Annotated in this window: 26 protein-coding genes and 2 tRNA genes; 14 read left to right on the plus strand and 14 right to left on the minus strand. The window is 48.0% G+C overall.

Annotated elements, in window-relative coordinates; translation table 11 throughout:
- Positions 1-29: 29 nt before the first annotated feature.
- From ACK5LI_RS05245 to rimI, 9 genes are all read right to left on the minus strand, one after another.
- The gene (locus tag ACK5LI_RS05245) at positions 30-608 is read right to left on the minus strand and encodes a PqiC family protein (protein ID WP_416946924.1); all 579 of its coding nucleotides are present in this window, start codon (positions 606-608) and stop codon (positions 30-32) included.
- 4 nt (positions 609-612) lie between these two features.
- Positions 613-1,623, minus strand: coding sequence for an MlaD family protein (locus tag ACK5LI_RS05250; protein WP_416946926.1), 1,011 nt, complete (start codon positions 1,621-1,623; stop codon positions 613-615).
- The gene (locus tag ACK5LI_RS05255; RefSeq protein WP_416946994.1) at positions 1,620-2,336 is read right to left on the minus strand and encodes an ABC transporter ATP-binding protein; all 717 of its coding nucleotides are present in this window, start codon (positions 2,334-2,336) and stop codon (positions 1,620-1,622) included. The genes ACK5LI_RS05250 and ACK5LI_RS05255 overlap by 4 nt, the downstream gene beginning before the upstream one ends.
- A 78-nt stretch (positions 2,337-2,414) precedes the next feature.
- Positions 2,415-3,539, minus strand: coding sequence for an MlaE family ABC transporter permease (locus ACK5LI_RS05260; protein WP_416946928.1), 1,125 nt, complete (start codon positions 3,537-3,539; stop codon positions 2,415-2,417).
- A gap of 101 nt (positions 3,540-3,640) precedes the next feature.
- Positions 3,641-4,780, minus strand: a complete 1,140-nt coding sequence (locus tag ACK5LI_RS05265; protein WP_416946930.1) for a glycosyltransferase family 2 protein — start codon at positions 4,778-4,780, stop codon at positions 3,641-3,643.
- 68 nt (positions 4,781-4,848) lie between these two features.
- Positions 4,849-4,934, minus strand: a tRNA-Leu gene (locus ACK5LI_RS05270).
- A 10-nt stretch (positions 4,935-4,944) separates the two neighbouring features.
- Positions 4,945-5,274 (minus strand): preprotein translocase subunit SecG, encoded by a 330-nt coding sequence (gene secG, locus ACK5LI_RS05275; RefSeq protein ID WP_416946932.1) that lies wholly within the window; start codon positions 5,272-5,274, stop codon positions 4,945-4,947.
- Positions 5,275-5,322: 48 nt separating this feature from the next.
- Positions 5,323-6,075: a triose-phosphate isomerase gene (gene tpiA, locus ACK5LI_RS05280; protein WP_416946934.1), complete on the minus strand. Its 753-nt coding sequence runs from the start codon at positions 6,073-6,075 to the stop codon at positions 5,323-5,325.
- Between the two features lie 2 nt (positions 6,076-6,077).
- Positions 6,078-6,569 carry a ribosomal protein S18-alanine N-acetyltransferase gene (gene rimI / locus ACK5LI_RS05285; RefSeq protein ID WP_416946936.1) on the minus strand — a complete coding sequence of 164 codons (492 nt, stop codon included), beginning with the start codon at positions 6,567-6,569 and terminating at the stop codon, positions 6,078-6,080.
- A gap of 25 nt (positions 6,570-6,594) precedes the next feature.
- Between rimI and ACK5LI_RS05290 the strand changes: the two genes are divergently transcribed.
- Entirely contained in the window at positions 6,595-7,161 is a 567-nt protein-coding gene (locus tag ACK5LI_RS05290; RefSeq protein WP_416946938.1) for an NUDIX hydrolase, read from the plus strand.
- A gap of 11 nt (positions 7,162-7,172) precedes the next feature.
- On the opposite strand, the gene ACK5LI_RS05295 is transcribed toward ACK5LI_RS05290, so the two are convergent.
- From ACK5LI_RS05295 to ACK5LI_RS05305, 3 genes are all read right to left on the minus strand, one after another.
- A complete protein-coding gene (locus ACK5LI_RS05295; RefSeq protein ID WP_416946940.1) occupies positions 7,173-7,976 on the minus strand; it encodes an inositol monophosphatase family protein in 804 nt (267 codons plus the stop codon).
- Positions 7,977-8,038: 62 nt separating this feature from the next.
- Entirely contained in the window at positions 8,039-9,061 is a 1,023-nt protein-coding gene (locus ACK5LI_RS05300) for a rod shape-determining protein (protein ID WP_416946942.1), read from the minus strand.
- The gene (locus tag ACK5LI_RS05305; protein ID WP_416946944.1) at positions 9,061-10,101 is read right to left on the minus strand and encodes a GAF domain-containing protein; all 1,041 of its coding nucleotides are present in this window, start codon (positions 10,099-10,101) and stop codon (positions 9,061-9,063) included. Before ACK5LI_RS05305 ends, ACK5LI_RS05300 begins: the two co-directional genes overlap by 1 nt.
- A gap of 317 nt (positions 10,102-10,418) precedes the next feature.
- Between ACK5LI_RS05305 and ACK5LI_RS05310 the strand changes: the two genes are divergently transcribed.
- The 8 genes from ACK5LI_RS05310 to ACK5LI_RS05345 all read left to right on the plus strand — a co-directional run bounded on the left by ACK5LI_RS05310 (position 10,419) and on the right by ACK5LI_RS05345 (position 18,357).
- On the plus strand, positions 10,419-12,131 hold the full coding sequence (locus ACK5LI_RS05310; protein WP_416946946.1) for a hypothetical protein: 1,713 nt from the start codon (positions 10,419-10,421) through the stop codon (positions 12,129-12,131).
- A gap of 69 nt (positions 12,132-12,200) precedes the next feature.
- Positions 12,201-13,289 (plus strand): glycine cleavage system aminomethyltransferase GcvT, encoded by a 1,089-nt coding sequence (gene gcvT / locus ACK5LI_RS05315; RefSeq protein WP_416946948.1) that lies wholly within the window; start codon positions 12,201-12,203, stop codon positions 13,287-13,289.
- Between the two features lie 65 nt (positions 13,290-13,354).
- Positions 13,355-14,104, plus strand: a complete 750-nt coding sequence (locus ACK5LI_RS05320) for a 16S rRNA (uracil(1498)-N(3))-methyltransferase (protein WP_416946950.1) — start codon at positions 13,355-13,357, stop codon at positions 14,102-14,104.
- Positions 14,097-15,320: a replication-associated recombination protein A gene (locus tag ACK5LI_RS05325; protein WP_416946996.1), complete on the plus strand. Its 1,224-nt coding sequence runs from the start codon at positions 14,097-14,099 to the stop codon at positions 15,318-15,320. The genes ACK5LI_RS05320 and ACK5LI_RS05325 overlap by 8 nt, the downstream gene beginning before the upstream one ends.
- Positions 15,321-15,328: 8 nt before the next feature.
- Positions 15,329-15,976 carry a glycosyltransferase family 2 protein gene (locus tag ACK5LI_RS05330; RefSeq protein ID WP_416946952.1) on the plus strand — a complete coding sequence of 216 codons (648 nt, stop codon included), beginning with the start codon at positions 15,329-15,331 and terminating at the stop codon, positions 15,974-15,976.
- A 19-nt stretch (positions 15,977-15,995) separates the two neighbouring features.
- A complete protein-coding gene (locus ACK5LI_RS05335) occupies positions 15,996-16,541 on the plus strand; it encodes a BON domain-containing protein (RefSeq protein ID WP_416946954.1) in 546 nt (181 codons plus the stop codon).
- A 30-nt stretch (positions 16,542-16,571) separates the two neighbouring features.
- The gene (locus ACK5LI_RS05340; RefSeq protein ID WP_416946956.1) at positions 16,572-17,357 is read left to right on the plus strand and encodes a lysophospholipid acyltransferase family protein; all 786 of its coding nucleotides are present in this window, start codon (positions 16,572-16,574) and stop codon (positions 17,355-17,357) included.
- A gap of 424 nt (positions 17,358-17,781) precedes the next feature.
- Positions 17,782-18,357, plus strand: coding sequence for a TetR/AcrR family transcriptional regulator (locus tag ACK5LI_RS05345; RefSeq protein ID WP_416946958.1), 576 nt, complete (start codon positions 17,782-17,784; stop codon positions 18,355-18,357).
- A 74-nt stretch (positions 18,358-18,431) separates the two neighbouring features.
- On the opposite strand, the gene ACK5LI_RS05350 is transcribed toward ACK5LI_RS05345, so the two are convergent.
- Both ACK5LI_RS05350 and gluQRS read right to left on the minus strand, forming a co-directional pair.
- Complete coding sequence (locus ACK5LI_RS05350; RefSeq protein ID WP_416946960.1) at positions 18,432-18,821, minus strand: pancreas/duodenum homeobox protein 1; 390 nt, start codon at positions 18,819-18,821, stop codon at positions 18,432-18,434.
- A gap of 87 nt (positions 18,822-18,908) precedes the next feature.
- Complete coding sequence (gluQRS, locus tag ACK5LI_RS05355) at positions 18,909-19,916, minus strand: tRNA glutamyl-Q(34) synthetase GluQRS (protein WP_416946962.1); 1,008 nt, start codon at positions 19,914-19,916, stop codon at positions 18,909-18,911.
- A gap of 67 nt (positions 19,917-19,983) precedes the next feature.
- On the opposite strand from gluQRS, the gene ACK5LI_RS05360 reads away from it, so the two are divergent.
- The 5 genes from ACK5LI_RS05360 (at position 19,984) to ACK5LI_RS05380 (ending at position 25,990) form a co-directional block, all read left to right on the plus strand.
- A tRNA-Arg gene (locus ACK5LI_RS05360) sits at positions 19,984-20,060 on the plus strand.
- A gap of 418 nt (positions 20,061-20,478) precedes the next feature.
- Positions 20,479-22,107, plus strand: a complete 1,629-nt coding sequence (locus ACK5LI_RS05365; protein WP_416946964.1) for a DNA primase family protein — start codon at positions 20,479-20,481, stop codon at positions 22,105-22,107.
- A 229-nt stretch (positions 22,108-22,336) separates the two neighbouring features.
- The gene (locus tag ACK5LI_RS05370) at positions 22,337-23,854 is read left to right on the plus strand and encodes a primase-helicase zinc-binding domain-containing protein (protein WP_416946966.1); all 1,518 of its coding nucleotides are present in this window, start codon (positions 22,337-22,339) and stop codon (positions 23,852-23,854) included.
- A 4-nt stretch (positions 23,855-23,858) separates the two neighbouring features.
- The gene (locus tag ACK5LI_RS05375) at positions 23,859-24,638 is read left to right on the plus strand and encodes a ParB N-terminal domain-containing protein (protein WP_416946968.1); all 780 of its coding nucleotides are present in this window, start codon (positions 23,859-23,861) and stop codon (positions 24,636-24,638) included.
- Positions 24,635-25,990, plus strand: coding sequence for a hypothetical protein (locus ACK5LI_RS05380; RefSeq protein ID WP_416946970.1), 1,356 nt, complete (start codon positions 24,635-24,637; stop codon positions 25,988-25,990). Before ACK5LI_RS05375 ends, ACK5LI_RS05380 begins: the two co-directional genes overlap by 4 nt.
- Positions 25,991-26,014: the final 24 nt, after the last annotated feature.

The following is a 26,014-nucleotide window of genomic DNA, read 5'->3' on the forward strand; positions in this document are numbered from 1 at the left end:
GGCTTTGTTTTTTAAGCTGGAAACCGCTGTTACTTGATTGAAGTTGCAATTTCTTCTGCCAGCTTACTCAGTAACCTGCTTTGAGCATTCACAATCGCAGCATAAGATGAGTCTGTTGCTTTTTCACTATAAGAAGCATGCCGCCACGACTTGGCAGAACCGCCTGACTGTTCCTGATAAGGCTCAAGGCGCCACATGGCCTGAAGGATTGCCTGCCCGTCTTCTGTTGCATCAAAGCGCAGCATGGCAACTTTCAAGGTAAAATCTCTTTCAACAGAATGAGCCACGATCACTGTGGCGCCAGAAGCTCTGGACAGCTCCATCAAAAGATGACGCGCAACAGCATCACGTAGCGGCTCTGCCCAATAATCAAATTCGGCCAGATGCACCCTTGCTCCGCTTGTTCGCGTTACGATATTGGGCCGATCAAGGTACGGTGGAATAGTCACCTCTTCCAGAATAACTACCGGACTGGCTTGGGTCAAAGACGGACTGGCGCTACCTGCTTCCAGCATATAAAAGCGGGTCGGCGCACTTTTGCCTCCGCAACCACCAAGAACAACAAGCAGTGAAATCAAAAATAAAACGTTGCTAACTCGAAATTTCATATTGTTATCTCCTGTAATCACCCTTTCCGCGAATCAAAGCCTCTGGATGCCTTTCCAGATAATCAGCCCAAACACGCAAGGAGCGAGCGGCTCCTGCCAGTTCTCTCAGCGTATCACGCAAATCCCGCACCAAAGCGGCATCAGGCGAAGTCATCGCACTGAGTCCCTCAGCAGCTTTTTCAGACCGAGCAAGCACTTTATTCAATGAAGCAGCAACCTCAACAACCCGACTGTCAACATTTTCAGCCAACTTACCATAGCTGGTTACTGTCTTTCTGGTTTCTTCCGCAAGCGGCGTTACAATTTTGCGGGTATCCCTCATCAGCAACGTGGCCTGTGCAACAGCGTCTCTGCTCTCGTTAACAAAGGCATACACTTCTCCGGGTAAAGCCTGCATCTGAGGGTTGCTTACGAGCCTATCAATATTATCAAGCGTATTTAAAAAACGCGCAGCAAGCTCTTTCAAAGGAAGTTGTTCGAATGTCTTTGTTACTTCCTCCAATGCAGATGAAATCGTAGGGATTTCAGGAACAGCTGCTGAAGGATGCAAAACAACAGGTTTATCAGGATAAAAGTCTAATGTAATTACAAGCTGACCGGTGACAAAACTCTGCATATCCAAACGGGCACGCAGCCCCTTTGTTATTAATCGTTCCAGTACCAGTTCAGATTCCACATTTAAAATTTCTTCAAGTGAACTACTAGAACTATCCACACCTACAGAAGCCAGCGAAAGGCTGTTTCGCTCAAAATCGACTAAAACAGGAATGGTAAACTTCAACGTTTCAGGATTGGTATAAATCGAAATAGAAGAAACACTCCCGACCTTAACTCCGCGAAAGACAACTGGCGAGCCGACACTCAACCCCTTAACACTTCCCTCGAAAAACATTACACACTGGGTTTTTTTCGAAAAAAAACTCCCTGAGCCGATGAGAACAAGCAAAAGAATAGACAAGCACAATGCGCCAATGACAAACACCCCGACGACTACAGTATTTTTCCGCTGACTCATAATTGTTCCCCGTCAAATTGCCCGCGTCCTTGTCCGCGGGTAAGAAACGTAATCAACTCTGGATCATCAGATGTTTCCAGCAACTCCACAGGGCTGCCTGTCGCAGTCATCGTGCGCTTGGTGACGTCTAAAAAAACAGAGTTAGTACCAATAGCAAAAATACTCGGCAGTTCATGAGTAACAATTACAATTGTTGCGTCCAAACTGTCCCGAAGTTCCAGAATAAGTTCATCAAGCAAATGAGCGCTCACCGGGTCCAAACCGGCGGAAGGCTCATCAAAAAATAAAATTTCTGGATCAAGAGCCATAGCACGGGCAAGACCAGCCCGTTTCCGCATCCCGCCGCTGATTTCCGACGGATAAAATTGCTCAAAACCGGAAAGGCCCACCAAAGACAGTTTGAACGAAACAAGATCAGAAATTTCTGCTGCGGAAAGAGCAGTATACTGCTGCAATGGTAAGGCGACATTCTCTGCAAGGGTTAATGAACTCCATAACGCCCCGCTCTGATACAGCATACCCGTTCTACGCAGTATAGCCTGACGTGCAGCCTCGCTCAGCTGCCACAGGTTTTGCCCGTTGATAAGTACCTCCCCCTCAGCGGGAGCTTTTAGCCCGATCAACACCTTGAGCAGAGTGCTTTTACCACACCCGCTCCCTCCCATAATGACAAATATATCCCCTCTGCCGATACTGAACGAAAGATTACGCATTAGAACAAAGTCTCCATACGCAACGGTCAGAGAGTCAACTTTGATATGTTCTGTATTGTCCAAAATATTAAAGCTCCATTACACGCCCATTACATTACAAATAAATGTAATGACAGCAGTCGCGACTATCAGGCTTACAATGCTTGTAACAACGGCCGCTGTTGTGGCTTCTCCGACAGCAGAGGCACTTCTGCCGCAATTAATCCCCTTATAACAACTGCACAAAGCTATCAATATGCCGAAAACAAAACTATGCAACACGCCGATAACAAAATATGAAAGCTTCACTGATTGCCATGTCATATGAAAATACTGAGCAGGGCTAATGTCCAGCATGGTTACACCTACGATCATTCCGCCAAGAATCCCCATAAAGTCAGCATAGACGCAGAGCAATGGCATCATAAAAATAAGGGCAAGCATTCTGGGAAGTACCAGAAATTCAAGGGGAGAAACTCCAAAAGTAGAGAGTGCATCAACTTCTTCATTCACCTGCATAGTGCCAAGCTCTGCAGCAAATGCAGCGCCAGTTCTGCCTGAGATAATAATACCTGCCATTACAGCGCCCATCACCCGCACCATGGCAATGGCCACAAGGCTGGCAACATAAATCTCGGCTCCGAACATCTTAAGCTGTACCGCTCCGACAAACGCAAAGATTAATCCGACGAGCAAACTTATAAGCGAAACAATAGGCAAAGCCTGAGCTCCACAAACTCTGAACTGATATATGGTATCAGACATACGGAAAACAGCTTTTCCAAGCAGCAATTTGCCAAAAGCCAGACTGACTTCCCCTACAAAAGCCAATGCCATACGGGTATCATCCCATACGCGCAAAGCTCCCTCACCTACTGCAGTTATCAGCCCAGTCCTGATCTCCTTTCGGGCTGCACCAGCCCGCTCGGGAACTTTTGCAGCAAGGTCAAGCAGGCGCACAACACCCTCAGGCAAACCGGCCAGGTCAACAGCAACAGAATCTACCGGTACAGTTGCAAGCACTGACCGACAAAAAGTCGGCAGACAGCTGTCCCAACCAGTAACTGCATCGCCGAAAAAAGAAAGTCGTCGAATTTTTTTCCGGCTGCGGAGCTCATCAAGGATAGCTGTAACGTCAGGTAGTCTGTCGTGGATTGTCCAGCTGCCTTCAAAAATCAAAGACGCATGCTCTTCATGGTCAAAATGTACTTGTACTGCAGTCATAATGTCTCTTTTGTGAAAGCGTTATCTATGACAGTAAACGAGAAAATACTTCGAGGCTAGCCATGAACAAAAAGAAAAGGAGGAAAATCCCCTCCTTATCACTATATTATCCCTGATCGACGCAAACGTTTTTGTGCCGCTCGTTCCAAACCCCGCAACAACAGCCTTGTCTTTATTGATCGTGGCAACAATATAGCTTTGAAATGACGACGAACCGTGTGAAACGGACTTTCTTTGTTCGGGGCTTTTTTCTGCAGTCCCTGTTCCATCCAATAGTCGAATTGTTGCGAAACAGCCTGTATATCTTTAGCAATCAAAGCGTCAACTAAGGGCAAAAAAGCGTTCTGCTCCTTAAGCTCCGGTGCAAGAAAAGTGTTTCTGAACCATTCGGCATTCAGCCCGTCAAAGATATCAAAACAATACTCAATACAACGTTCGCGCCACACAGCATCCGCGCCTACCATTCGCGGAGCAAGCTTCTTAATATCCCGAAAAAGATTTTCATTAAGGTACTTTACTAGCGGTTTTATTGCCTGAGCTTGCATAAGAATCGCTTTGACTTCCTGAAAGTGCCTGATCTGGTGCTCCACTTCCAGCTCAAGTGCAGATGACGTGCGCTTATGATCTTGCCTAAAGTAATAAAAGTGATGCGGGCATTGAGAAAACCTAGAAACCTGCGTAAGGGCCTGATACATAGTGCACACATCTTGTCCCAATTTAAAAGCAGGATGATGTACCCCAGCCTCACGCAAAAATTGTGTTTTAATTATCCAACGCCAAACAACTTTGCATTTCCAGTAATTAGGATTTGCAAACGTTGTATTTGAGACCGCAGGCAAATAAAAGTAACTACGTGTATTAAAAGTCTTTTCCGAAAAAACAACAGCATTCCCGCAAACCATATCAACGCTATCCCGATAGGCGACGGCGAGCATCTCTTTAGCAGCATCCTTATCAAGAAAGTCATCTGCATCAAGCCAGGTAATATACTCACCTGTTGCCTCTCGTTGTCCCACAGCACGAGTAGGCCCTAGCCCCAGATTCTGCTGCGAAATAACTCGCACACGAGAATCCTCATTAGCGTATGTCTTAGCAATTTCGAGTGTTCTATCAGTTGAACCATCATTAATAACCAAAACCTCAATGTCCTGCTCTGTTTGAGCCAAACAGGACTCAAGGGTCACGGGAAGCCATTTTTCCATATTATAAGAAGGCACAACAAAAGTTAATTTGGGAGCCATTTGCACTCTCCAGAAAAAAATATGAAAAAGAAAAGGCTGCAGCGCGATGCTACAGCCTTTAAAATTTATGGTGCCGAGGGCGGGACTTGAACCCGCACGGACGTAATCCACTACCCCCTCAAGATAGCGTGTCTACCAATTCCACCACCTCGGCTCACAAATAATTACTGCTCGGAAGCTGCAGGCTTTTCAGCAGGTTCTTCAATGCTGACAGGAGCCTGTTTAGGCTTTTCAACCTGAACATCAATAATGCTGGATTCTGCACGACGATCAGCACCGCTGATGTAGTTATAGCTCAGAGATGTTACAATAAAAAGAGCTGCCAGAACAGCAGTCAGTTTTGCCAGCATACCGCCGGCACCTGCTCCGCCAAACATAGAAGAACTGCCGCCACCAAAGATGACGCCCATACCTTCCTTGCCGGACTGAAGCAACACAAGCACCGTAAGTACAATACAAGCGATGATGTGAAGAGTAAGAATCAGAGTTTGCACGGTTCTTGTTCCTCCTCGGAGCTATATGCGATTCCGCAACAGCGAAAATCAAGCAAGAATTATCCGGCTGAAGCTTTCAGCCTGTAAAGAAGCGCCACCTACCAAGACTCCGTCCACATTGTCAAGAGAAATGATTTCTGACGCGTTATCCGGCTTCACGCTACCGCCGTACAAAATACGGATATTATCCGCGGCAGCAGGCAAAAGTTCACGCAAAAGTGATCTGACGCCTGCATGAGTTTCGCGGATTTCTGCAGGTCCGGCAACCTTACCGGTGCCGATTGCCCATACCGGCTCATACGCCACTGCAATGCGGTCAGGAGCAATATCGACAGGCACCTCGGCAAGCCCCTTGCTCAACTGGTCACGCAAGACACTCTCAAGGCGACCGCTCTCACGCTCTTCCAACGTTTCGCCGATACAGAGAACAACGTTAAGTCCGTTTTCAAGACAAAATGCTGTTTTCTGGCCCACAAACTCACTGCTCTCTCCAAGAATGCTTCTACGTTCGGAGTGTCCTGTCAGTACCCAACCAGCACCTGCTGCAGTAATCATATCCGGAGAAATTTCGCCAGTGAATGCGCCTTCTTTCGCGGGATAAACATTCTGCGCTCCGCAAAAGAAGCCGGCCTGAGCAGAAAAGGTCTTAGCTACTCCAGAAAGACTTATAAAATTCGAGAAAACTAAAACTTCCCTGTCTTGCGGAACAACACCAGTTACATCAACCAATTCCTCAGCTGTATGAACAGCTTCATCAGCCGTCTTGAACATTTTCCAGTTCGCAGCCATCAGTTTCTTCATACTTATTTATCCTCACTAATCTGAGCGTCTAAACTCTCATTGTACACAACTATGTCGCGCGAGTATACAATGGCGTCCTCTCCTGTATCCCGATAATAACCTTTTCTTACGCCAACGGCCTCAAACCCCAAATGTTCATATAGATTGATGGCCGGATGATTATTGCGACGCACCTCAAGTAATGCCCGCTCGATACCCATTTGAGCAGCCACTTGCAACATCATCGACAGCAGCTTACAAGCATAACCACGTCGTCTATGATCGGGATGTGTTGCGATGTTAAGAATTTCCAGCTCACCCGCGGCATGATATACAGCAATATAAGCCACAACCTTATCGGATACTCTGAAGCCGAACACAGAAAAGATTTTCTGTTTAAACGCCAAATTAAACTGCTCTTCTGTCCATGGGGTAGAAAAGCAGCTCTTTTCCAGTGTAACAATTTCGTCAGTGTCAGCCGCTGACAAGCGGCAAAAACCATCGCGTATCGTCATTAACAATTTTCACTCTATAAAAGACATGACCAAGCAACCAGACTCCAAAAAACACGATATGGTCCATGATGCCATCACAAATGAACAACTCCCCATAGAAGTTGTGGATGCAGACTGCCGCACGCTTCTGGTTATGCCAGCATCAGCCGTACATCGGCAAGAACTTACTCATAAAATTGTTCTGGTTATGCTGTATGATACAAAAGGCAGAGTCTACCTGCAAAAACGTGCAAAAAACAAAAAAGCCTACCCTGACAGATGGGATTTGTCCGCTACAGGGCATGTTCAGGCCGGAGAATCATTCATGGGAGCAGCTCTCAGAGAACTCCATGAAGAGTTGGGGATCAACGTTCCCACAATGAAAGAGCTCGGGAGGCTGTCTGCATCAAAAGAAACAGGGCAAGCATTTACAGCTCTTTTTTCCACAGGACTTTCGTCCGCTACACCTCAGCCAAATCATGAAGAAGTGAGTGAAGGCATGTTCATTGATGAAGCAGATATGGCCGCTATGGTCACACACTTCAGCGAAATGCTTACACCAGCGGCTCTCTGGGCATATAAAAGCGGCCACATGTTTCCAGACAAACGCTAACGTGCGATTTATTACGAACCAAACAAACCTGCCGCCGCAATTGAATGCAGCTGGCCGTTGGTTGCCAGAATCCCGCGATCTCCCAGATGGTAGGCAGATACACCATCAAACGAAGTAATATGCCCGCCTGCCTCTTCGATAAGAAGCCAACCTGCAGCAGTGTCCCATGGCTTTAGCCCGATTTCATAAAAAACATCATAATGACCAGCTGCAAGGTACGCCAGATCAAGAGCGGCAGCTCCATACCGCCTGACACCTCTTGAACGCTCAAGAGCCTGTTTCAGCCAGCTCAACACCTCTGCGCTATCTTCGGCCACTGAATAAGGGAACCCTGTACTTACAAGAGCGTCCTGCAAGATTGCCGTTTCGGATACATGCAGCGCCAGCGCTTCACTCTGTCCTTGTTTCCTCCACGCGCCTCCACCGCGGACAGCCCAGAAGCTCTCCTGCAGAATGGGGTTGTGCACAACGCCGGCAACAATTTTGTTTTTATGCCACAAAGCCACCGAAGATGCGACAAAAGGCAGACCGTGAGCAAAATTCGTTGTGCCGTCCAGCGGGTCGATAACCCAGGTCCATTCTCCCAAACATCCGTCACTTGCAGTTTCCTCTGCCAGATACGTGGCCTCAGGCAAAACTTTGCTCAGTCCGTTTTTCAAGGCTAACTCAAGGGCAACATCAGTCTGCGTAACCAGATCAATGCGCCCTTTCAGCCGGATATTTCTGGGCTTACTCCAGTGTTCGGCCATAATCATGCCTGCAGAAGTTACCACGTTCAGAGCAGCGTCACACAGGGCTTTATATGAATCTTTCATCGAGCGTCCTGTTATAAACCAGAAAAAAGGCGGCCTGAAGGCCGCCTTAAGCAGTTGTTGTTTTAGTTAACGTAAACTTTGCTGTAAAACTTCTTGTCATCCAGAGTGCGCCCGGTGCCCCTTACAACCGTAGTAAGCGGCTCCGAGTCAATAGCGACTTTCAGGCCCGTTTCAGCTGTTATCAACTTGTCCAGTCCTTTAAGCAAAGCCCCGCCGCCAGCCAGCAGAATGCCGTTACTCACTATGTCACCGGCAAGTTCTGGAGGTGTTTTTTCCAGAGCTTTACGCACGGCCATAACAATGGCCTTTACGGGATCCATCAAAGCATCACGAACATCAGCATCAGAAACGTCTACAGCTTTAGGCGTTCCGGTAACCATATCCTTTCCTGACACAGACATGGTAAGACGCTCCGGCAACTCATATGCCGAACCGATAGTCATTTTGATACGCTCGGACATATTTTCGCCGATCAGTAGCTGGAAACGTTCCTGCATAAAACGCTGCACGGCCTGATTCATGGCATCTCCTGCCACGCGCACAGACTCTGCATACGCAACTGCAGATAAAGAGATAACGGCGACCTCTGTAGTGCCGCCACCGATATCAACCACCATGCTGCCAAAAGGCTCATTAATGGGCATATCCGCACCGATGGCAGCAGCCATGGGCTCCTCGATCAGCTTAACGTCACGTGCACCGGCCTGCTGGGCAGACTCAATGACAGCACGCTTTTCAACCTGCGTAATCCCTGTCGGCACACAGATGACGATTCGCGGCTTGGCCATACTCATGCCTGAAATAACTTTGCGGATAAAATAAGCAATCATCTGCTTGGTCACTTCAAAATCGGCAATAACTCCGTCCTTCATGGGGCGGATGGCTTTTATGCGTTGCGGCGTCCTACCGAGAAATTCTTTAGCTTCTTTGCCTACAGCAAGCACGGTATTGCGCTGTTGGTCAATAGCGACAACAGAAGGCTCATTCAGGACAATGCCATCAGATCTGGTATAAAGCAGCGTGTTTGCAGTTCCCAGATCCATTGCAAGGTCTTTGCCCAGAAAGCCGAATAATTTACCAAACATTATGTGTCCTTAGAAATAGTAGAATCAAAAAGATCACGGGCTTCTTGCTTTGTTGTCGCCTTCAGACCTTCAAGCTCATTACCCAAGTCGTAGAGCTGGCTTCTTAAATATAGATTTTCCAAAAACAATGCCAGATGTCCGGCAGCCATTTGAGAGAAAATCTTTAAATCTTCAGAAATTTTTTTAGAGTGCACATTTGCAAGACACAACACCCCTCTGGTCCGCTTGTGCACATGCATAGGAAGACAAATCACACTGTGAAACTGAGGAGTACTGGCCCCTTTCCCAAACAAAGGAGCAACTGGAGTCCCCGAAGAGTTACTGTCAGTTATCACATGTGTGCCATTATTGAAAACCCAGCCAATCAAGCCGCTTCCGAGAGTGAACTCTTCATCAGCATTGGCATTTTCAAAAGGCACGGTCTTTCCTTCTATAAAATATGTTCCAGACTTTTCGTCAAGCACACAAAAGTACGCATGGCTGAAATCCGCTGCTTCAGAAACAACACCCAGAAACTGCTGAAGGAAAGGCTCCCATCGGGTCACTTTTTTCCGCAGTTCATAAACCAGCTGAAGCGCACCATAATAATTTGTCGTGCAAACATTTTCAGCAGTTGCGCTTGAGCTGGTTTGCATTTCTACAATCAGTTCGCCAAACAGCTGCAAGATTCTCTGATCTTTATCAGAAAAAGAATACTGCCGCTTGCTATCCAGACACAGCACACCTTGCTCTTTACCTAACGGGTACCCCATAAATGCTTTAATTTTAGACTCTTCATTATGAGTATAATACCCGAGAAAGCACTGACGCTGATCAAAGTTATTCACCAACATCGGCTGTTGATTACGAAGAATCCAACCTACAAGCCCCTGCCCCGGCATAATCGAACAAGATGAATCAATTTTATCACCCAAGCTGAATTGAGCTGCAATAGAATACACCTGTCCTGCCCTTTCAGGCAAAAAAAGTACGGCTGAGTATGCATCAAAAACACTGCTGATGACACCGAGAATCCGCTGATAACAAGACGTTGTGCTCATATATGTACGACCGGAAGTATAACCGGGCAAATAAAGCCGGAAAGTTGTCAATTTCTGTTCGGCCAGAAACAGCCAAGACAAACTACCTATTACAAGACATTAAGCCAGCTTTCAATGCCACTTCGCAAAGTTCATAGCAAAGTAGGTGCTGCAGCGAAGCTATCAGGTAAGAGATACGTGCTATTAACGGTGGAAAAATAATTTTTTGTAGAATTTTTTTAGAAAAAAAACTAACATTGGTGTAACCAGAGTTACAGACTGGGCACCTGTTATATTCTCTATTAATCAAAAACACTTATAAAGCATTTTTAATAAGCATGTTAAAGCGCTGGGAAGACTCTTTTTTACAATGTGGCTTACCATGGAGTGACTCTGACTCGTTTACAGAGCCCCTTTCCATTACCACACTCGATGAATTGCGAGACTTTCTTGACGTAGTACATATTAAACACTGCTTACTCAAACCTTTTTTCGAGCAAAAAGACTACCCGCTTATTGATTCTAGAGAACTTCTACCTTCATTTGAGGGTGATCTTATCGAATACAAGAACCTGCCCGGTTTCTGCATGGTGGCGTTCGCACGTCCGACCAACTATTTTCAAGAAATTTTCCAGTACGACAAGTTGCATAGCCTGCTCGATGTAACAGGCCGTGCAGAAGGGCAAGCCTGCCCTCTTGAAAACAACATCATTATTCAAAATACAGCAACTATACAGAACAGGCTTCCCAAGTACCTGCATGACGCATACCGTCTACAATTCAGCAAAACCGACGTCTCGCTGCTGGACAATTATCCTGCGCTGATGCCCTTCCTGCTTGATATGGACCGGGGGCAAGTTCTGGCTCAGGATAGCTTTGGTTTCTTTCACCTTGCAGGGGTATACGCATCATTCCCCTCTGAACTGGACTCTGAAATAAAGCGCTTTGGCTTGCACATAGGTAAATTTGCTGTCGGGGACAACGAGCAGTACGAACGCAACAGGTTGTTTGTATACCAGTTTCTTATGGAGCTATATGGGTTTCCGATTGTTTCTGAACGTCGTACCTCCAGCGCCCTTTTTGCGCGTAAGTTACATAAGTTAGGTGAGAAGTTCATGGTGCGCGTTCTCGGTCAGACTGACAGAACAATCACTACGATCAAAAATTCCGCTCACCAACGCCGCTACCCCACGGTTGATAAAATAGCCCTGGTTCAGGTCGACCCCGAACAGACAGAGGCCATTGAACGCCTTCGTGACGGCGGCTTCTTCGTGAACCTTAAGCGGCGAATCATCATACTCAAGGTTACGTATCGTCAGCATAAATTTAACGCCGATAACGTGCGTCAGGAGCGCGCCCTTTCTGTAGAAAAACAGGAAGTAATTCATCCGCTTACCGGTAAAACTATCAGCGACCTGAACATAATTAAAGATACCAGCAACATGTTCCTGCGACTGAACGACATAGTCCGTGGCGAATATTCGGGCAGAATCATCTACAAACGTAACGAGTTGATTGAAAATACCGATACAGATGAAAAGCGTCTGAAATTTCTGTACGCATGGCTTTCCAAGCACCAGAGGCGGATTATCGGCTACAGCGATGATTTTTATGCGAACGTTGTAAAAGTGCTGGATAACTACCTGCTTTCGCCTGACAGATACGAAGTATTTGGCAGTATGCATGAGTTATATCAGGAAGTATGGTCTAAATACAGCTACATTCAGCAGGCACGTAAAGTACGCTACCTTGAAGATATTCAGGACCGGGTATATAAGGGGGAACGGATTTCATACGGTAGAATGCTGCGCGAAGCTGTTGAACTGCTGCGCAACCTGAAGTTCGAAATCGTAAGCTATTTCGACCAGCTGGTTGCCAGCGTTATCGCAATTGGCGAAGCGATGCTGAATGACCGTTATCTGGTTAAAAATTATGTTGAAAAACGGGATGAAGAGCTGACAGACTATGGTAAAGACATAAAGCGCCTGTACGGCAAACTTGTGGCTCTCATAGACGAGTTCAGGGCTATCCGTCGCTCACGTAAAGATTAACTGCTCCGGACACACCACCACGCACTTACCCGCACGGCGAAAGCCGTACCAATCACAAGGAGAAAAACCTTGGCAGAACTTTTCCAAACCCCGCTAACAGCATGGCACCATGCAGCCGGTGCCAAAATGGCCCCTTTTGCAGGCTGGGATATGCCTATCCAGTATGCAGGCATTATTGCAGAGCACCAGCACACCCGGAGTGCTGCTTCTATTTTTGACATCTGCCACATGGGAGAATTCCTGCTCAAAGGAGCTGGTGCACAACAGGCTCTTTCTAAAGTTGTCACGCACAACCTTGCGACTCTGGCAACAGGAAAATGCCGTTATGGATTCCTACTTAATGAACAAGGCGGCATTCAGGATGACCTCATCGTGTACTGCCTCGGTGAAGATGAATACATGTTGGTCGTAAACGGCGCCTGCACAGACAGCGATTTTTCCTGGATCAAACAGAATCTGCCTGCGGAAATAATGCTGGAAGATATTTCTAAAAGTACGGCAAAAATTGACTTGCAAGGCCCAAAGTCGATTGAAGCTCTTGAAAGCACTCTCGGAAAGAGTTTCAGAAGCCTCGGTTACTTCAATTTTGAAACTGTAGACATCGACGGCGAAAAAATGATTGTAAGCCGCACCGGCTACACCGGTGAACTCGGCTATGAGTTTTACCTGCCTGCATCAAAGGCCCTGCTTTTGTGGAAAAAGCTGCTTGAAAACGAGCACGTAAAACCCGCCGGACTAGGCGCCCGGGACACGCTGCGCCTTGAAGTAGGCTTACCTTTATACGGTCAGGATCTTGATGAAAAGCATACCCCCTCCGAAGCAGGGTATGGCATGATGTTAAAATCAGAAGCAGACTACATCGGCAAAGGTGCAGATAAGGAAATCCGCGAGCAGTTAGTTGCACTGACCATCCCCGGCAGACGCAGCGCGCGGCATCATGATCCGGTAACTCTTCCGGACGGACAGGAAGTAGGCATTGTTACCAGTGGCTCTTTTGCTCCTTCTGTAGGCTGCGCAGTTGCTCTTGCCTATATAAAAAAAGAAGTTGCAGAACAGACCAGCTTTCTGATTAAAGGTGCCAGAACTTCCCTTGAAGCAACACGTGCAGACCTACCTTTCTATAAAGAAGGCACTGCGCGCACCAAACTTCAAGGATAGACCGTTTCCGATTGTTTTAGCAGGGCACGGTCAGACCGCGCCCTTTTTTTTCGTAACAGGTTATTATGAAAACTTTTTTTCTGCCTCGGGAAGAATGGGGCGAAACATGCACCATTACCGGCAGCGAAGCGCAACATATTTGTAAAGTGTTGCGCATGCATGCCGGAGAACAGATTAGAGTATTGGATGGGCAGGGAACTGAAGGGACCTTTGAAATTACCTCGGTATCCAAACAAAATGTTGGCCTGCGACAGATTAGCGTAACTAGTCACCCTGTCCCGGCACATCAGGCGTACATTGCCATCGGTTGGGGAAAATCTGTCCGTCGAAGCTGGATTTTCGAAAAAGCAGTGGAATTGGAAGCTGCCGGCGTATGGCTTTGGGCCGCAGACAGAAGCCAGTCAAAAGTACCAGAAGAGGCAAAGGAAAACTGGCAGGCGCAATTGGTAGCGGGAGCCAAACAGTGTGACAATCCTTGGCTACCGGAACTAAAAACATTGCCTTCGGGTGTGACCTCAGTAGTTGAAGCAGCAGAATCCTTTGACCAGTGTTTCTTTCTGTGGGAAGGACATAAAAAAGAAGAAATGCTCTCAACAGAGCATCTTAAAAAACCGGGGAAAACGTTATTTATCATCGGACCTGAAGGCGGTTTTTCAGAAGCTGAAGCAAAGCTTCTGAAAAAAGGCGGAGTTACGCCTCTAAGCCTCGGAAACAGAATTTTGCGTTGGGAAACAGCCGCCCTGCTCTGCCTTGGTCTGCACTTCTGGAGCCATAAGTCATCATCGGAGATGTCCTCTGTTACCTTTGATTCCTAAAAAGCAACCATTGCCCGAAATGATCCGCCCCGACAACCTCGAAGGATTTGTCGGGCAAAGGCATATACGCGACAGAGTGCGGGCATTGATGAACGCAAAGCGTCTGCCCAGCCTGTTGCTGTTCGGGCCTCCCGGCTGTGGAAAATCCACACTTGCATTGTTGCTGGCTAAAAATACCGGAAAAAAATTCGTCCGGATCAGTGCCCCCGAAGCCGGACTTCAGCAGTTACGCAAATCTCTTGCCGGTGTCGATATTCTTGTTCTTGATGAACTCCACCGTTTTTCCAAAGCACAGCAGGACTTTTTCCTGCCTGTGCTTGAGAGCGGCGAAATCACGTTACTGGCGACCACAACGGAAAACCCTTCTTTCAGCGTAACACGCCAGCTCCTTTCCAGAATGCATGTACTACGCCTGAAGCCTCTGGCAAACGGCGAATTGTTTGATCTGGCAAAAAAAGGAGCAGAAGCACAGGGGTTGGCTCTGCAGGAAGACGTTTGCACCCTTCTTGCCGGAGTTGCTCACGGCGATGCACGTACACTACTCAACCTTGTTGAATACATAGCAAATCTCCCTGAAGACAAACAAACTTTTGATGCTGTAAAAGCAGCTCTGCCGGAGCTCATCACCCGTCACGACAAAGGGGGCGACAGTCATTACGAACTTGCATCAGCCCTTATCAAGTCTATCAGAGGTAGTGACCCTGATGCAGCCCTTTACTATCTGGCTTGCCTGCTGGAAGGAGGCGAAGACCCGCGCTTTATTTGCCGCAGGCTTATCCTTTCTGCTTCTGAAGATGTCGGCCTTGCCGACCCGCAAGCTTTACCGCTGGCAGTTTCCTGTCAGCAGTCTGTCGAGTTCGTCGGGATGCCCGAAGGCTTCATCCCGCTGGCAGAAACCGCCGTGTATCTGGCTTTGGCACCCAAAAGCAATTCATCTTATGCCGCGTACCTAAACGCAGCAAAGGAAGTTAAATTAAACGGCCCTCAGTCTGTTCCTTTGCACTTACGCAACCCGTCCTCTAAGCTGCATAAAGACTGGGGATACGGCAAAGGGTACCTCTATCCGCACAACTATCCTGAGGGTTGGGTAGAGCAAAACTATATGCCTGAAGGACTGCAGGAACGCGTCTTTTACCAACCCAAAGAAAATGGTCATGAAGGTCGCATGGTCACTTGGTGGCGCAGGCTGCGCAGAACAAAACGTAACAACAGGTAAGTTACAGCATGGCAATTCGGTACAGTATCATCACTCCCAGTCGCGGAGACCGCCCTAATGCCTTAATTCAAGCTCTTACCAGCGTTCTTACGTCAGCTGATCATGGCGGTATTCCCGCGACTGAATATGAAGTTCTTGTCGGGTTTGACGGCGTAAAAGGTCCGCAGGTTTTAGTTGCTCCGCAAATCAGGTACTACAATTTTCCCGCTGACAATGATTTCGGAAACGGCATCCGCAACGGCTTGTTAAAAGCAGCTAAAGGCCAACGAATTCTGTTTGTTGATGATGACAATGCGCTAACACTAACAGCTTTTAATACATACGAAAAACACTGTGGCATAGAAATGTTGATATCCAGAATCGATGTCAGCCGTGCTCATGATAAGCTTTGGTTGCCAGTGATTGAAGACGGAGTTGAACCCATTCGCCAGTCAAATATAGACCCGCTTTGTCTGTGCCTGACAAAGGAGCTCGTAGTCACGCGCTGCGGCGGCTGGCAAGGAAAAGGATATCAGGCTGATTACGTTAACATGTTCCGTTATTACAGACGTGCTAAAAGCTTGAAGTTAACGGACGAAGTAGTCGGTGTTTACGATGTAGGCAGAGGGCTTGATGAGAGCGGCCTAAATTTCCGCCAGCAAGCACTTATCTCATAAAAACACAGGAAAAATAACAATGAATAAAATAATTCTGCTTCTTATCTGCTGTACAAGTGTCATGCTGACCAACGGTTGTGCAGTTTACAAGGCTTCTGTAGACGAACGGCCTGTTAAAACAATCTATAATGATGAGGTAATTACAGCCAACATCATGTCTTCCTACCTGCAGGATGACACACAGAAAATTCTGGATATTTCTCCTGCTTCTTATAAAGGAGATGTATACCTTGTAGGTGAATATTCGACTGAAGCGCAAAAGCAGAGAGCTATAGCCATTGCCAGAAAAACATCTGGAGTACGATCCGTCACGTCATTTTTACTTCCTAAAAAGGTCAATGATACATGCGGTACTACAGACAATCTGGAAATTCAGGCCCGTGTAGACTCAAAGCTGATAGGTGACAGCAGTATCTGGTCCACAAATGTTGACGTAAAGACCGTACAGTGCAACGTAGTGCTTCTTGGAATCGTCGGCAGTCAGGCCGAAGTAACAAAAGCTATTGCGCATGCGCGAAGTGTTCCAGGGGTACGTAGCGTTCGCTCTTATCTGCGTGTAAAATAATTGCAACACATAGCGACTGACCAGAGGGATATGATGAACTTGGAGAATCCACTTCTCTATGGAGATTACTGTACGCCGGATGGGAAATCCGGCTTTTTCTCTTCGCTGTTTCCAAGCATCAGCTTTTATACCCGCATGGCGTTAACAGTTCGTCATGCAGCCGCGCTGAGCAAAAAAGACCTGTACGACAGTTCAGAATGGGTACAAAGTAGTTTGCGAATCGTTAACGCACTGGAAAAGGCTGGCGGTTCAATCTGCATTGAAAACTCCGAAGCCATTAACACTATCAAAGGGCCGTGTGTTTTTATTGCAAATCACATGAGCACACTAGAAACCTTCGTTTTACCCAGCATAATCCAGCCCCGCAAAGACGTCACGTTTGTAGTTAAGCAAAGCCTTGCTGAGTATCCATTCTTCAAACACGTCCTTCTAACGCGGGAGCCAGTCACAGTCAGTCGTACTAAGCCACGAGAAGACCTTAAAGCTGTACTTGAAGGAGGCGAAAAACGTCTCCGCCAAGGCAGATCCATCATTGTTTTCCCTCAAAGCACCAGAAGCTATAAACTGGATAAGAATCTTTTTAATTCCATAGGGGTAAAGCTTGCACGAAAAGCAGGCGTCCCTGTTGTACCGCTTGCTTTAGATACCAGAGTCTGGGGAATCGGCAGCCTTCTAAAGGACTTTGGAAAGATATCTCCAGGCCTGCCAGCGAGATTTAAATTTGGACAGCCTATTTCCATTGATGGGAATGGCAAAGCTGAGCACGCGGCAATTTGCGATTTCATAGTCGATACGCTTACAGCGTGGGGCGTATAGCGTAACCGACGAGCATCCAGCATTAGCATAACGAACACACACTATATGACTAAACACTCCGGTAGCCTCCTGCACGCAGGAGGCTACGAGTTATCAAAGTTTGTTAAGCCAAGCCCCCCTGTTTGACCAAGCAAACAACACACCATTACCACGCGACCAATATTCCAGCTGCTAAGCTTAGTTTATCTGAAAAATGAAAAGATTGCGCGAAACGGGCCCTTCTTAAAAACACATGACCTTTAAGGCTGTTAGCTCTACCATCACATTTTATGAGAAAACATTTCAACCCAGAAGATTGATTGACTGATGAATACAAGTAATATAAACAAAACAATCTGAGTTAAAAAGAGGTGTTGCAAGAGCAATTCCTGGGCGTAGGAACGGCTCTTCCCTTTTCAGCAACCCAAAAAGACGGGCCAGAATTATGACAATCACAAAGAAAGAGGCACTGCTGCTTGCAGCTAAAGAGCTGTTCGGGGAGTATGGTTACGCTGAAACTACTTTCAAAAAAATTTCTGAACGGGCTGGCGTTGCTTTAGGGCTGCTTACCCACCACTATGGCAATAAGGAAAAGCTGTTCCTTGCTGCCGGCCTTGATGTTCTTGACCACTTTATCATCCACTTGCAAGACGCCTGCTCAAAAGGAACTAATGGATACGAATCCGTTATAAACTTCTGTAAGGCATATCTTGAGTTTTCTATCGACAAAAACGAACATTTTATGGTGCTGGTGCGCTGCTCCCCCTATAGCGACATGAAAACCAAAACTGATCGCGACATCATGTACGAAAAGTTCAACCAAGTGCCACGTGAGCTTGAATACCATGTACGCCGCGGCATTGAAGACGGTTCTATAAAGCAGCTTCCCGCTTATGAAACCACCACGGTTCTTACTTGTAATCTGGTTGGCTCCATTCGTACAAAGCTTCTTACTCCTTATGCCCCTCCTTCACTTTACGAAGATGTGCTGGAATTTATCTCCAGAAGCATTAAGGCGTAGTTTCCCACTATAATGAATGTAAAAAGCCCATACCTGCATGGTATGGGCTTTTTACATTCAAAAAACAATCTACGCTAGGCAGCTTTTATGATCAGCGGAATGGAGTGTAACTCACGGGACTCTTCACAGGTACGCCCCAACTCCCATTTTATCACAGATTCAGCAACCCCAGCTTCTTTTGCAATTTGCGCCACTACGCCAGCAACATTAATAATCGGATGACGTGCAAAAACCTGCGGCAATCCATAAGTAAGATTACAGGCAAGGCATTTGCCGGGCTTTTCTTTCAAAATAAAAGCGAACTCAAGACCAGTGGCATTTGCCGACCGAAAACCGAGTTCTATTGTATACGCACCTTCTTCAGCTCCGCCAAACAAGGCGTCAAAAAAAGCATCTGTTCTCTCAGGCGGAAATAATTCAGCCATTTTTTCGGCAGTAAATACAGCCTGTGCATTCTCAAACATAGCGGACCTTCCTCCAAAAAATAGCGGACTTTCCGTCCGGTGCATTCCGCCTACCATGCAAACAGCTTACAACGCAAGAAACCTGCGTCAGGAATTTCTGATAAGGCTCTCTATTACATCAGATTCCAGAACTATATTATGCGTTGGAAGCTTATCAAAACTGAAACCAGCTACAAAATCATATGCAGCTTTTGGCTTGCAGCTAGGCTGTAACCCTGCACACCACCCTAAGTAACCAATCAACGCCTCAGCCTTTACCCCCCTTTCACGCAGCATACGCAATTCATAGTGTCTATGCCGTTTGGCAAGCCGCTCACCTTCTGCGTCCACAACCAAAGGAACATGTGCATATTGGGGAGGATGCTCACCCAACGCAGCATAGATAATCAACTGCCTAGGAGTGCAATGCAGGATATCTTCTCCCCGTACAACCTGATTAATATTCATGGCGGCGTCATCAACAACCACTGCCAACTGGTAAGCGAAAACACCATCTGATCTGCGGATAGCAAAGTCTCCGCCCCACTCTTCAGGGCTAAAGCTCTGGGCACCGTATATGGCATCATCAAACGTTATGCGTGAGTCGCCGCTACGCATACGCAAAGATGCTCTTCGACCTTGCTTGATAAGGCCTTTTCTCTCGCATAAGGACAGCCCACCGCACGTTCCGGGATACATGGGCCCATAATCTGCCGCGTGCGGAGCAGACGCCAGAGACTTCAATTCCTTTCGTGTGCAAAAGCAAGGATACACCTTGGACTCACTATCAAGTCTGGCAATAGAGCTCTCATATATAGCAAAGCGTTCACTCTGCCTGTATGGACCATAGGCTCCGCCACAGTCCGGACCTTCATCCCAATCCAACCCCAACCATTTCAGGTCGTCAACAATACCTTCTTCATACTCTAAACGAGAACGGTCCGGGTCAATATCCTCCATTCGCAAAACTACGGTTCCATGCTCAGATCTGACAGAAAGCCACGCAAGCAAAAAAGCCCACGCATTGCCTATATGTATAAATCCCGTAGGGCTAGGAGCAAGCCTACCTCTGATTCCCACAAATTCCTCCCTCGAAAAGTTCACAGTCTGTGGCATAACTCTTTGTATCCACTCTAGCAAACTTGACAAGAAACCCCTTCATCATATATCCCCAACGTCCCAAGCGCTCGTAGCTCAGCTGGATAGAGCGACGGCCTCCTAAGCCGTAGGCCACAGGTTCGACTCCTGTCGGGCGCACCATATTTATTTCAGGACGTTACATGCTATTGCATGAAGCGTCCTGTTCTTGTTTTTAGGGGTAAAATCACCTTTGGGTGCCCACTGGGTGCCCATATGACGGTTGAGTGCGCAAAAATCATCATTTTTTTGCCTTTCGTCAAAGCAAATATCTCACCAAAGTGGGCACCCAAAGGGCACCCACTTTTCTCCCCTGAACCCCACTTATTAAAAGCCAGCACTTGCCAGAAATGTCCGTGTTGCGCGGGCGCTCGTTGGCATCGCTTTCACACGTCTCTACCCGTCACGGGTCCTTACCGGCACTTTTACAGCGCAACGGGGAATCCACTTCGGCCTTTTCCCGCGAACTGCGGAATCAAAAGCGCGGAAAAACGGAAAGCCTTCTACAGCCTGAATGAAATAAAAAAGCGAGCTATTACTCATGCCTAATGACATTAAAGATATGAAGGCGCGGGTAGAAGCTCGTCGTCGCACTTCCAAAAAGGAATCAAAGAGCACTGCAAAACCAAGCAGCGTCACAGCTATAGAAATCAGCAATAATGACATTCTAGGCTACCTCAATGAGCACCGTGTGGGTGACGCAAAGCTGTATTGTCGCCTGCATAGAGGCACCGTCATCTTTGTTAAGTACTGGGAAAGATTTTTAGTTTGGGCTGGACATCATTGGGTCGAAGATGACTATGAAGCCGCCTACCAGCGTATAGAAGAAGTCTGCGCCCTGTACTTACGCCTAGCAGAGCAGAAAAAAATTGAAGCAGCTGAGGCAGCTACAAGAGATGAGGCCGCAGGGGCAGAACGCATTGCCGATATAGCGTTGCGTCGTGTTAACCAGCTTCGTGACACGCCTGGGCAAGAAAAACTCCTGACGATGGTACGCCGCATTCAAAATCCGCTTATCGCTCTGCCTAAGCATATAGATCAGAAGCACTATCTAAAGGCATGTCCGAACGGAGTTATCGACCTGCGCACCGGGGAGCTGCATCCAGGCAAGCCAGAAGACTACCTCCTAAACGCTATAGTGACAGAGTATGATCCTAACCTATTGAAAGAGAAAGACCCTTGCCCGTCAACAAATCACTTTCTGCTTTCTTCAATGGATGATGATCAAGACCTAGTAGACTTTATCTGGCGCTTGCTGGGCTATGGCCTGATTACCGAGCGTCGAGATCACATCTTCACTATTATGTGGGGAGAGCACGGACGAAACGGCAAAGACACTCTTATCAAACTTGTGACGCATGTGCTCGGCAAAGCGCTCTCTGGTGACGTACCTGTCGAAATGTTTTTGCAGATGCAGCAAAACAGAAACTCTTCAGCACCATCACCCGACGTATTGGCTCTTCGCGGTATGTGCATCGCGTGGATCAACGAGGCCGAAGAAGGTCAGCGCTTTGCTTTGGCAAAATTAAAAAAGCTTACAGGCGGTGGCTACATCACGGCGCGTGGTCTGCTGGACAAGCTGCAAACGACCTGGATGCAGACGCACCTTCCGATAATGACCACCAACGAACTGCCGAAGGCCAAGGCAGACGATGCCGCGTTTTGGTCGCGAGCGATTCTTATCAAGTGGCCGCTCTCGTTCGTAGAGCACCCAGAACAGCCCTACGAACGACAATCCGACAAAGACCTTTACGAAAAAATACAAGCCGAATCAAAAGGCGTCCTTGCCCGCATGGTGATGGGTTGCATGGAATACCTGCGAGATGGACTCAAAGTCCCTCCCAAGGTGCGTGAATGGACACGTGAGCAAAGAGCAAACTGGGATGATGTAGGGCTGTTCATTGCAGAGTGGTGCGACATTGAGCCGTATCAACCAGACCCAACCAACTACAAAACCAGAATATTAGCCTCCGATCTACATGAAGCATTTTGCCTCTGGTACGCCCAGAACAAAGACAAAAGATTTAGCATATCAGCCAAAAAGTTTGCAGAAATGCTGAACAAAAAGAACGTCCCGTATAAGCGCTCAAACGGCTCATGGCGTCTTGGAATCAGCCTCAACACAGAGGGAAAAAATGCACTTGCCGACCATAGAACAAGCTTCAAGTAGCGCAATCTGTCCGCACCTGTCCGCTAAAAAAGAAGGACAACATGCTGAATAGATTTGCAGAACCGTAAAACGGACAGGTGGACAGCACGAACATATATATTCCCACGTAAGGAACACCTATGTGCTCCATGCGTAAGGTATATGTGTTACCTGTCCATCTGTCCAAAATAATAAAAATATTAAAAATATAAATAGTTAATAAAAAAACAAAGTGGACAGGTTTGGACAGATGACACGACTTTTAGACTTTTATCGCATGCGTTTTGGCGATGCAGTTAAAAAGCAAGGTAACGGATACAACGGTCCCTGCCCTCTTTGCGGCGGCGAACCAGGCAAATCCGACCGTTTTGTTATCTGGGAAGATCGGTCACACGACTTAGGCAAAATATGTTCTGAGCATAGCATTGCCGGTGTGTGGTCATGCCGCCAGTGCGGCAAGGCAGGCGACACAGTCAGCTACCTTGTAGACATTGAGGGCATGACCTTTCGTGAAGCTGCCGCAGAGCTTGGCGTTGCTCCTTCCCGTCACCAAAAGCGCCGCTGTGCACCTCAAGAGCCTCGCCCCCCTCGCAAGTGGGAACCAGCCTCATATGAAATGCCTTCTGCCAAGTGGATGGAATACGTGGACCGACTGGCTGCAGAAGCAGCAAAGCAAATCGAACTCGAAAAGACAGCACTTGCGTGGTTGGCAGCTCGGGGCATTGATGCAGAAGCCGTCCGCAAGTATCACATCGGGTACTTGAAAGCTGAGGGGAAAAACACTGGTCGCTATCGTGCCCGCTCTGCTTTGGGCCTTGCGCCTAAAAAGGGCAACGACGGTCGCGTCCGGACAAAGATATTCATCCCACGCGGCATCACTATTCCGACGCTGAACAGCGAAGGTCAAATCATCAACCTCCGCATTCGCAGGCCTAAGCCGGACCTGAAAAATGCAGCCAGCCCCAAGTACATGGAGCTGGAAGGCTCTGCCCGTGCTCCGCTGTTCTTGCCTGCTTCAAGACCTGCACAGCTCTCAGCTTACTTTGTCACTGAGGCAGAGCTTGATGCAATGCTCATCCACCACGCAACAAAAGGACAAGTAGGAGCACTTGCCGTTCGCACCAACCGCGGGAAGCCCGATACCACTACCCATACTTGCCTTGCCGAAAGCACACTGATCTGTCTTGCTCTGGATTATGACGATCCGGGTGAAGCAGGTCTGACTTTCTGGCTGGACAACTACCCCACTGCCACCGAGTGGCCCACCCCAGAAGGGAAAGACCCGGGCGAAGCTTTCGCCCTTGGCGTGGACATTTGCGAATGGGTTGCAGCCGCCCTGCCGCCTTCGATTCCTTTTGAGTTCGGGCAGGTGGACACTTTTTCTGCTGGTGTGCCTCTTTTGGGGGACGGGGACTCGACCAACTCTTTATCTACTGCGGGGTGTGTACCCGCAAAACTCACAGAACAGTTCACTGAAGCAGAACTTTGCACCCTTCGCAAAGCGCTTCCTGCATACCTGACCTTGAGTGAAGTACCTGCCGAGGTTTGCCGCGCCTACCTGCTCTGGTGCGGCGTTGCCACAAAACTTGTGAAAGACGATGCCGGAGGCTTTTCGTGGGAGATGGATTACCGATGGCGCTCAAAAAACCGTAAAGAATTTGAAGCGTTCTTTGCCTATCAAGATTCTTCTCAAGCCCTTTGGGATTGGCTGGCAGCTCATGAAGGTTCAACCATTACAGCAAGCAATCTGCTTTGTTGCCGAGGATAACGACATGGAACAGTTAACAAAAAGAAATGAAGAACTAGCTGCAATCAGTCAGGAGATGTTCGGTTCAGGCATGCAGCTGATGATTGTTAATCCGCGTACTTTGCGCCTGCTGAAAAACAATGCACGTTTCTTCAAGCGTGAAACGTTCCGGCAGTTGCGAGACAATATTACGGCGGACCAACGCCTTTCAAGTGTACCACTCTGCTATCTTCATGAGGGAGGCAACCTAGAAGTGCTTTCCGGCAACCACCGTGTAAAAGCCAGCATCGAGGCGGAGCTGCCTCAAATCATGGTGCTGGCGATTACGGAAGAACTCCCCAAAAGTAAGCGCATCGCTATCCAGCTCTCACACAATGCCCTTGTGGGCGAAGATGACCAAAGCATTCTGGCAAACCTCTGGGCCCAAATCGAAAGCGTCACAGACAAGCTCTACAGCGGCCTTGATAGCGAAGCGGTAAAAGAACTGGATGATGTGGAACTGGTCAACTTTTCCACACCGCAGGTTCCCGCCCACATGGTAACGTTCATGTTTACCGATGGCGAAAAGGAAACACTGTCAGAGGTGCTGGACATGCTGGCTGTTTCTGCCAAGCGCTCTTCTGCTGTCTACCTTGGCCCTTCTGAACAATACGAGCAGTTCACTAACCTGGTGGCAGACATCAAAGATGCCGAGAAAATCCGTGATAGCTCTCTGGCGATGATACGCCTTGTGGAAATCGCACAGGAGTACCTTGCCACTAAAGCAGCCGAAGAAGAGCAACAGGCGCAGGAGGCTTCATCATGAGCTTCCTCGGTTCTGTAGCTGGCCCGCTCCGAAAGGTCCTAGCAGCATATGCGCAAGAGGTAGAAATACCGGCCCTGTTGCCTTGTGCGGGCAATTTCACCGTCGGTGCCGCCTTACGCAGCGGAGGCTATACCGGACATATCACCGGCTGTGATATTACGCTGTATACATCTGCACTTGGTGCTTATCTGGCGGGTACTGAGCTAGTCGTCTCAGAACGGCCCGACTGCCCTGAACACCTGCGCGGCTTTCTGGATTGCTCCGACCCTGCCCACCTTGCAGCCTCTGTCGCTATTATGCTCGACCTGCGTCAAGTCTGGAAAAACAAAAGTGTATGGCATCGCCGCACTCTTGCAAACTTTCGCCGTGCGTGGCCGGCGCTCATGGAAAAAACACTGCGGAAGCTCACAACCTACCGCGACCATATGGCACAGGGGCAAGGATTCGCCTATCTGCCGATGGATGCAGTGGAGCTCTTAGCTAAGCATGACAAGGACCATGCTGTTTTCATCGCACCGCCCACTTTCGGTTCCCGCGACTACATCAATCAAGAACGGATGCTTGCGGCCGCTGCCAGCTGGAATGCACCGGAGTATACCGAGATCAGCTTTCAGGATGTGCCGATTTACGAGCAGATCACCTCTTTCCGTCAGTGGATGATCATAATGGAACGCCCGCTTCCGGAAATCGAAAAGGTGCTCGGTGAACCTGTCGCAGTGGTCCATAAGGGGCGCAAATCCATCACTTACGCTTATGCCGGACATAGCAAACGCAGGATAGTTACGCGCAGCTATTTGCAGTCACGCAGCCCAGGGCACATCTTCCCCGGTGATAAAAGGCTGACCGGCACTGAAAAGACGGGCCTTGTCCTGCTGGATAAACAGCAGACCGTGCGGATGAATGAACTCTTCATGTCCGTGCGTGTCGACTATTTCCTTGCAGATGTCGCACTTTCCATCGGTTTGTGTCTGGATTCCAAGCTCATCGGCAAGCTTGACTTCAATATCACCAAGCATGACTGGGCACTGCCGACGACAGGCCAACAAATTTACCAGCGTTCAGACCTAGCCGTACCCAGTGCAGAGCCCCGCCTTGCCAAGCTTGTCTTGATGATGTGCCAGTCGCATGAAGTCAAGCAGCTCATCGATGCCACATTCAAAGGCGATTACCGCTACGCCGTAACCACTGCTTTTTCACGTAACCCCGTCAGCATGAAATATCGTGGAGTTTACAAGCTCCACAAACGCCTTGAAGACAAAGACGGAACTTACCGGCTGAACTACTACGGCGCACTGGGCCTGTGGACTCTTGAAGAGGCTTATGCCTTATGGCTACAAAAACACCATAACTAGCAGATATTGAAGTACTTTTACTTG

It is taken from the genome of Oleidesulfovibrio sp., assembly GCF_047973035.1.
Classification (GTDB): Bacteria; Desulfobacterota; Desulfovibrionia; order Desulfovibrionales; family Desulfovibrionaceae; genus Oleidesulfovibrio.

What these genes read in the sequence shown, in the direction of transcription:
- ACK5LI_RS05245 (WP_416946924.1), bottom strand. Translation starts at nt 608, where the DNA reads ATGAAATTTCGAGTTAGCAACGTTTTATTTTTGATTTCACTGCTTGTT.
- ACK5LI_RS05250 (WP_416946926.1), bottom strand. Translation starts at nt 1,623, where the DNA reads ATGAGTCAGCGGAAAAATACTGTAGTCGTCGGGGTGTTTGTCATTGGC.
- ACK5LI_RS05255 (WP_416946994.1), bottom strand. Translation starts at nt 2,336, where the DNA reads ATGCGTAATCTTTCGTTCAGTATCGGCAGAGGGGATATATTTGTCATT.
- ACK5LI_RS05260 (WP_416946928.1), bottom strand. Translation starts at nt 3,539, where the DNA reads ATGACTGCAGTACAAGTACATTTTGACCATGAAGAGCATGCGTCTTTG.
- ACK5LI_RS05265 (WP_416946930.1), bottom strand. Translation starts at nt 4,780, where the DNA reads ATGGCTCCCAAATTAACTTTTGTTGTGCCTTCTTATAATATGGAAAAA.
- tpiA (WP_416946934.1), bottom strand. Translation starts at nt 6,075, where the DNA reads ATGAAGAAACTGATGGCTGCGAACTGGAAAATGTTCAAGACGGCTGAT.
- rimI (WP_416946936.1), bottom strand. Translation starts at nt 6,569, where the DNA reads ATGACGATACGCGATGGTTTTTGCCGCTTGTCAGCGGCTGACACTGAC.
- ACK5LI_RS05290 (WP_416946938.1), top strand. Translation starts at nt 6,595, where the DNA reads ATGACCAAGCAACCAGACTCCAAAAAACACGATATGGTCCATGATGCC.
- ACK5LI_RS05295 (WP_416946940.1), bottom strand. Translation starts at nt 7,976, where the DNA reads ATGAAAGATTCATATAAAGCCCTGTGTGACGCTGCTCTGAACGTGGTA.
- ACK5LI_RS05300 (WP_416946942.1), bottom strand. Translation starts at nt 9,061, where the DNA reads ATGTTTGGTAAATTATTCGGCTTTCTGGGCAAAGACCTTGCAATGGAT.
- ACK5LI_RS05305 (WP_416946944.1), bottom strand. Translation starts at nt 10,101, where the DNA reads ATGAGCACAACGTCTTGTTATCAGCGGATTCTCGGTGTCATCAGCAGT.
- ACK5LI_RS05310 (WP_416946946.1), top strand. Translation starts at nt 10,419, where the DNA reads ATGTTAAAGCGCTGGGAAGACTCTTTTTTACAATGTGGCTTACCATGG.
- ACK5LI_RS05320 (WP_416946950.1), top strand. Translation starts at nt 13,355, where the DNA reads ATGAAAACTTTTTTTCTGCCTCGGGAAGAATGGGGCGAAACATGCACC.
- ACK5LI_RS05330 (WP_416946952.1), top strand. Translation starts at nt 15,329, where the DNA reads ATGGCAATTCGGTACAGTATCATCACTCCCAGTCGCGGAGACCGCCCT.
- ACK5LI_RS05335 (WP_416946954.1), top strand. Translation starts at nt 15,996, where the DNA reads ATGAATAAAATAATTCTGCTTCTTATCTGCTGTACAAGTGTCATGCTG.
- ACK5LI_RS05340 (WP_416946956.1), top strand. Translation starts at nt 16,572, where the DNA reads ATGATGAACTTGGAGAATCCACTTCTCTATGGAGATTACTGTACGCCG.
- ACK5LI_RS05345 (WP_416946958.1), top strand. Translation starts at nt 17,782, where the DNA reads ATGACAATCACAAAGAAAGAGGCACTGCTGCTTGCAGCTAAAGAGCTG.
- ACK5LI_RS05350 (WP_416946960.1), bottom strand. Translation starts at nt 18,821, where the DNA reads ATGTTTGAGAATGCACAGGCTGTATTTACTGCCGAAAAAATGGCTGAA.
- gluQRS (WP_416946962.1), bottom strand. Translation starts at nt 19,916, where the DNA reads ATGCCACAGACTGTGAACTTTTCGAGGGAGGAATTTGTGGGAATCAGA.
- ACK5LI_RS05365 (WP_416946964.1), top strand. Translation starts at nt 20,479, where the DNA reads ATGCCTAATGACATTAAAGATATGAAGGCGCGGGTAGAAGCTCGTCGT.
- ACK5LI_RS05370 (WP_416946966.1), top strand. Translation starts at nt 22,337, where the DNA reads ATGACACGACTTTTAGACTTTTATCGCATGCGTTTTGGCGATGCAGTT.
- ACK5LI_RS05375 (WP_416946968.1), top strand. Translation starts at nt 23,859, where the DNA reads ATGGAACAGTTAACAAAAAGAAATGAAGAACTAGCTGCAATCAGTCAG.
- ACK5LI_RS05380 (WP_416946970.1), top strand. Translation starts at nt 24,635, where the DNA reads ATGAGCTTCCTCGGTTCTGTAGCTGGCCCGCTCCGAAAGGTCCTAGCA.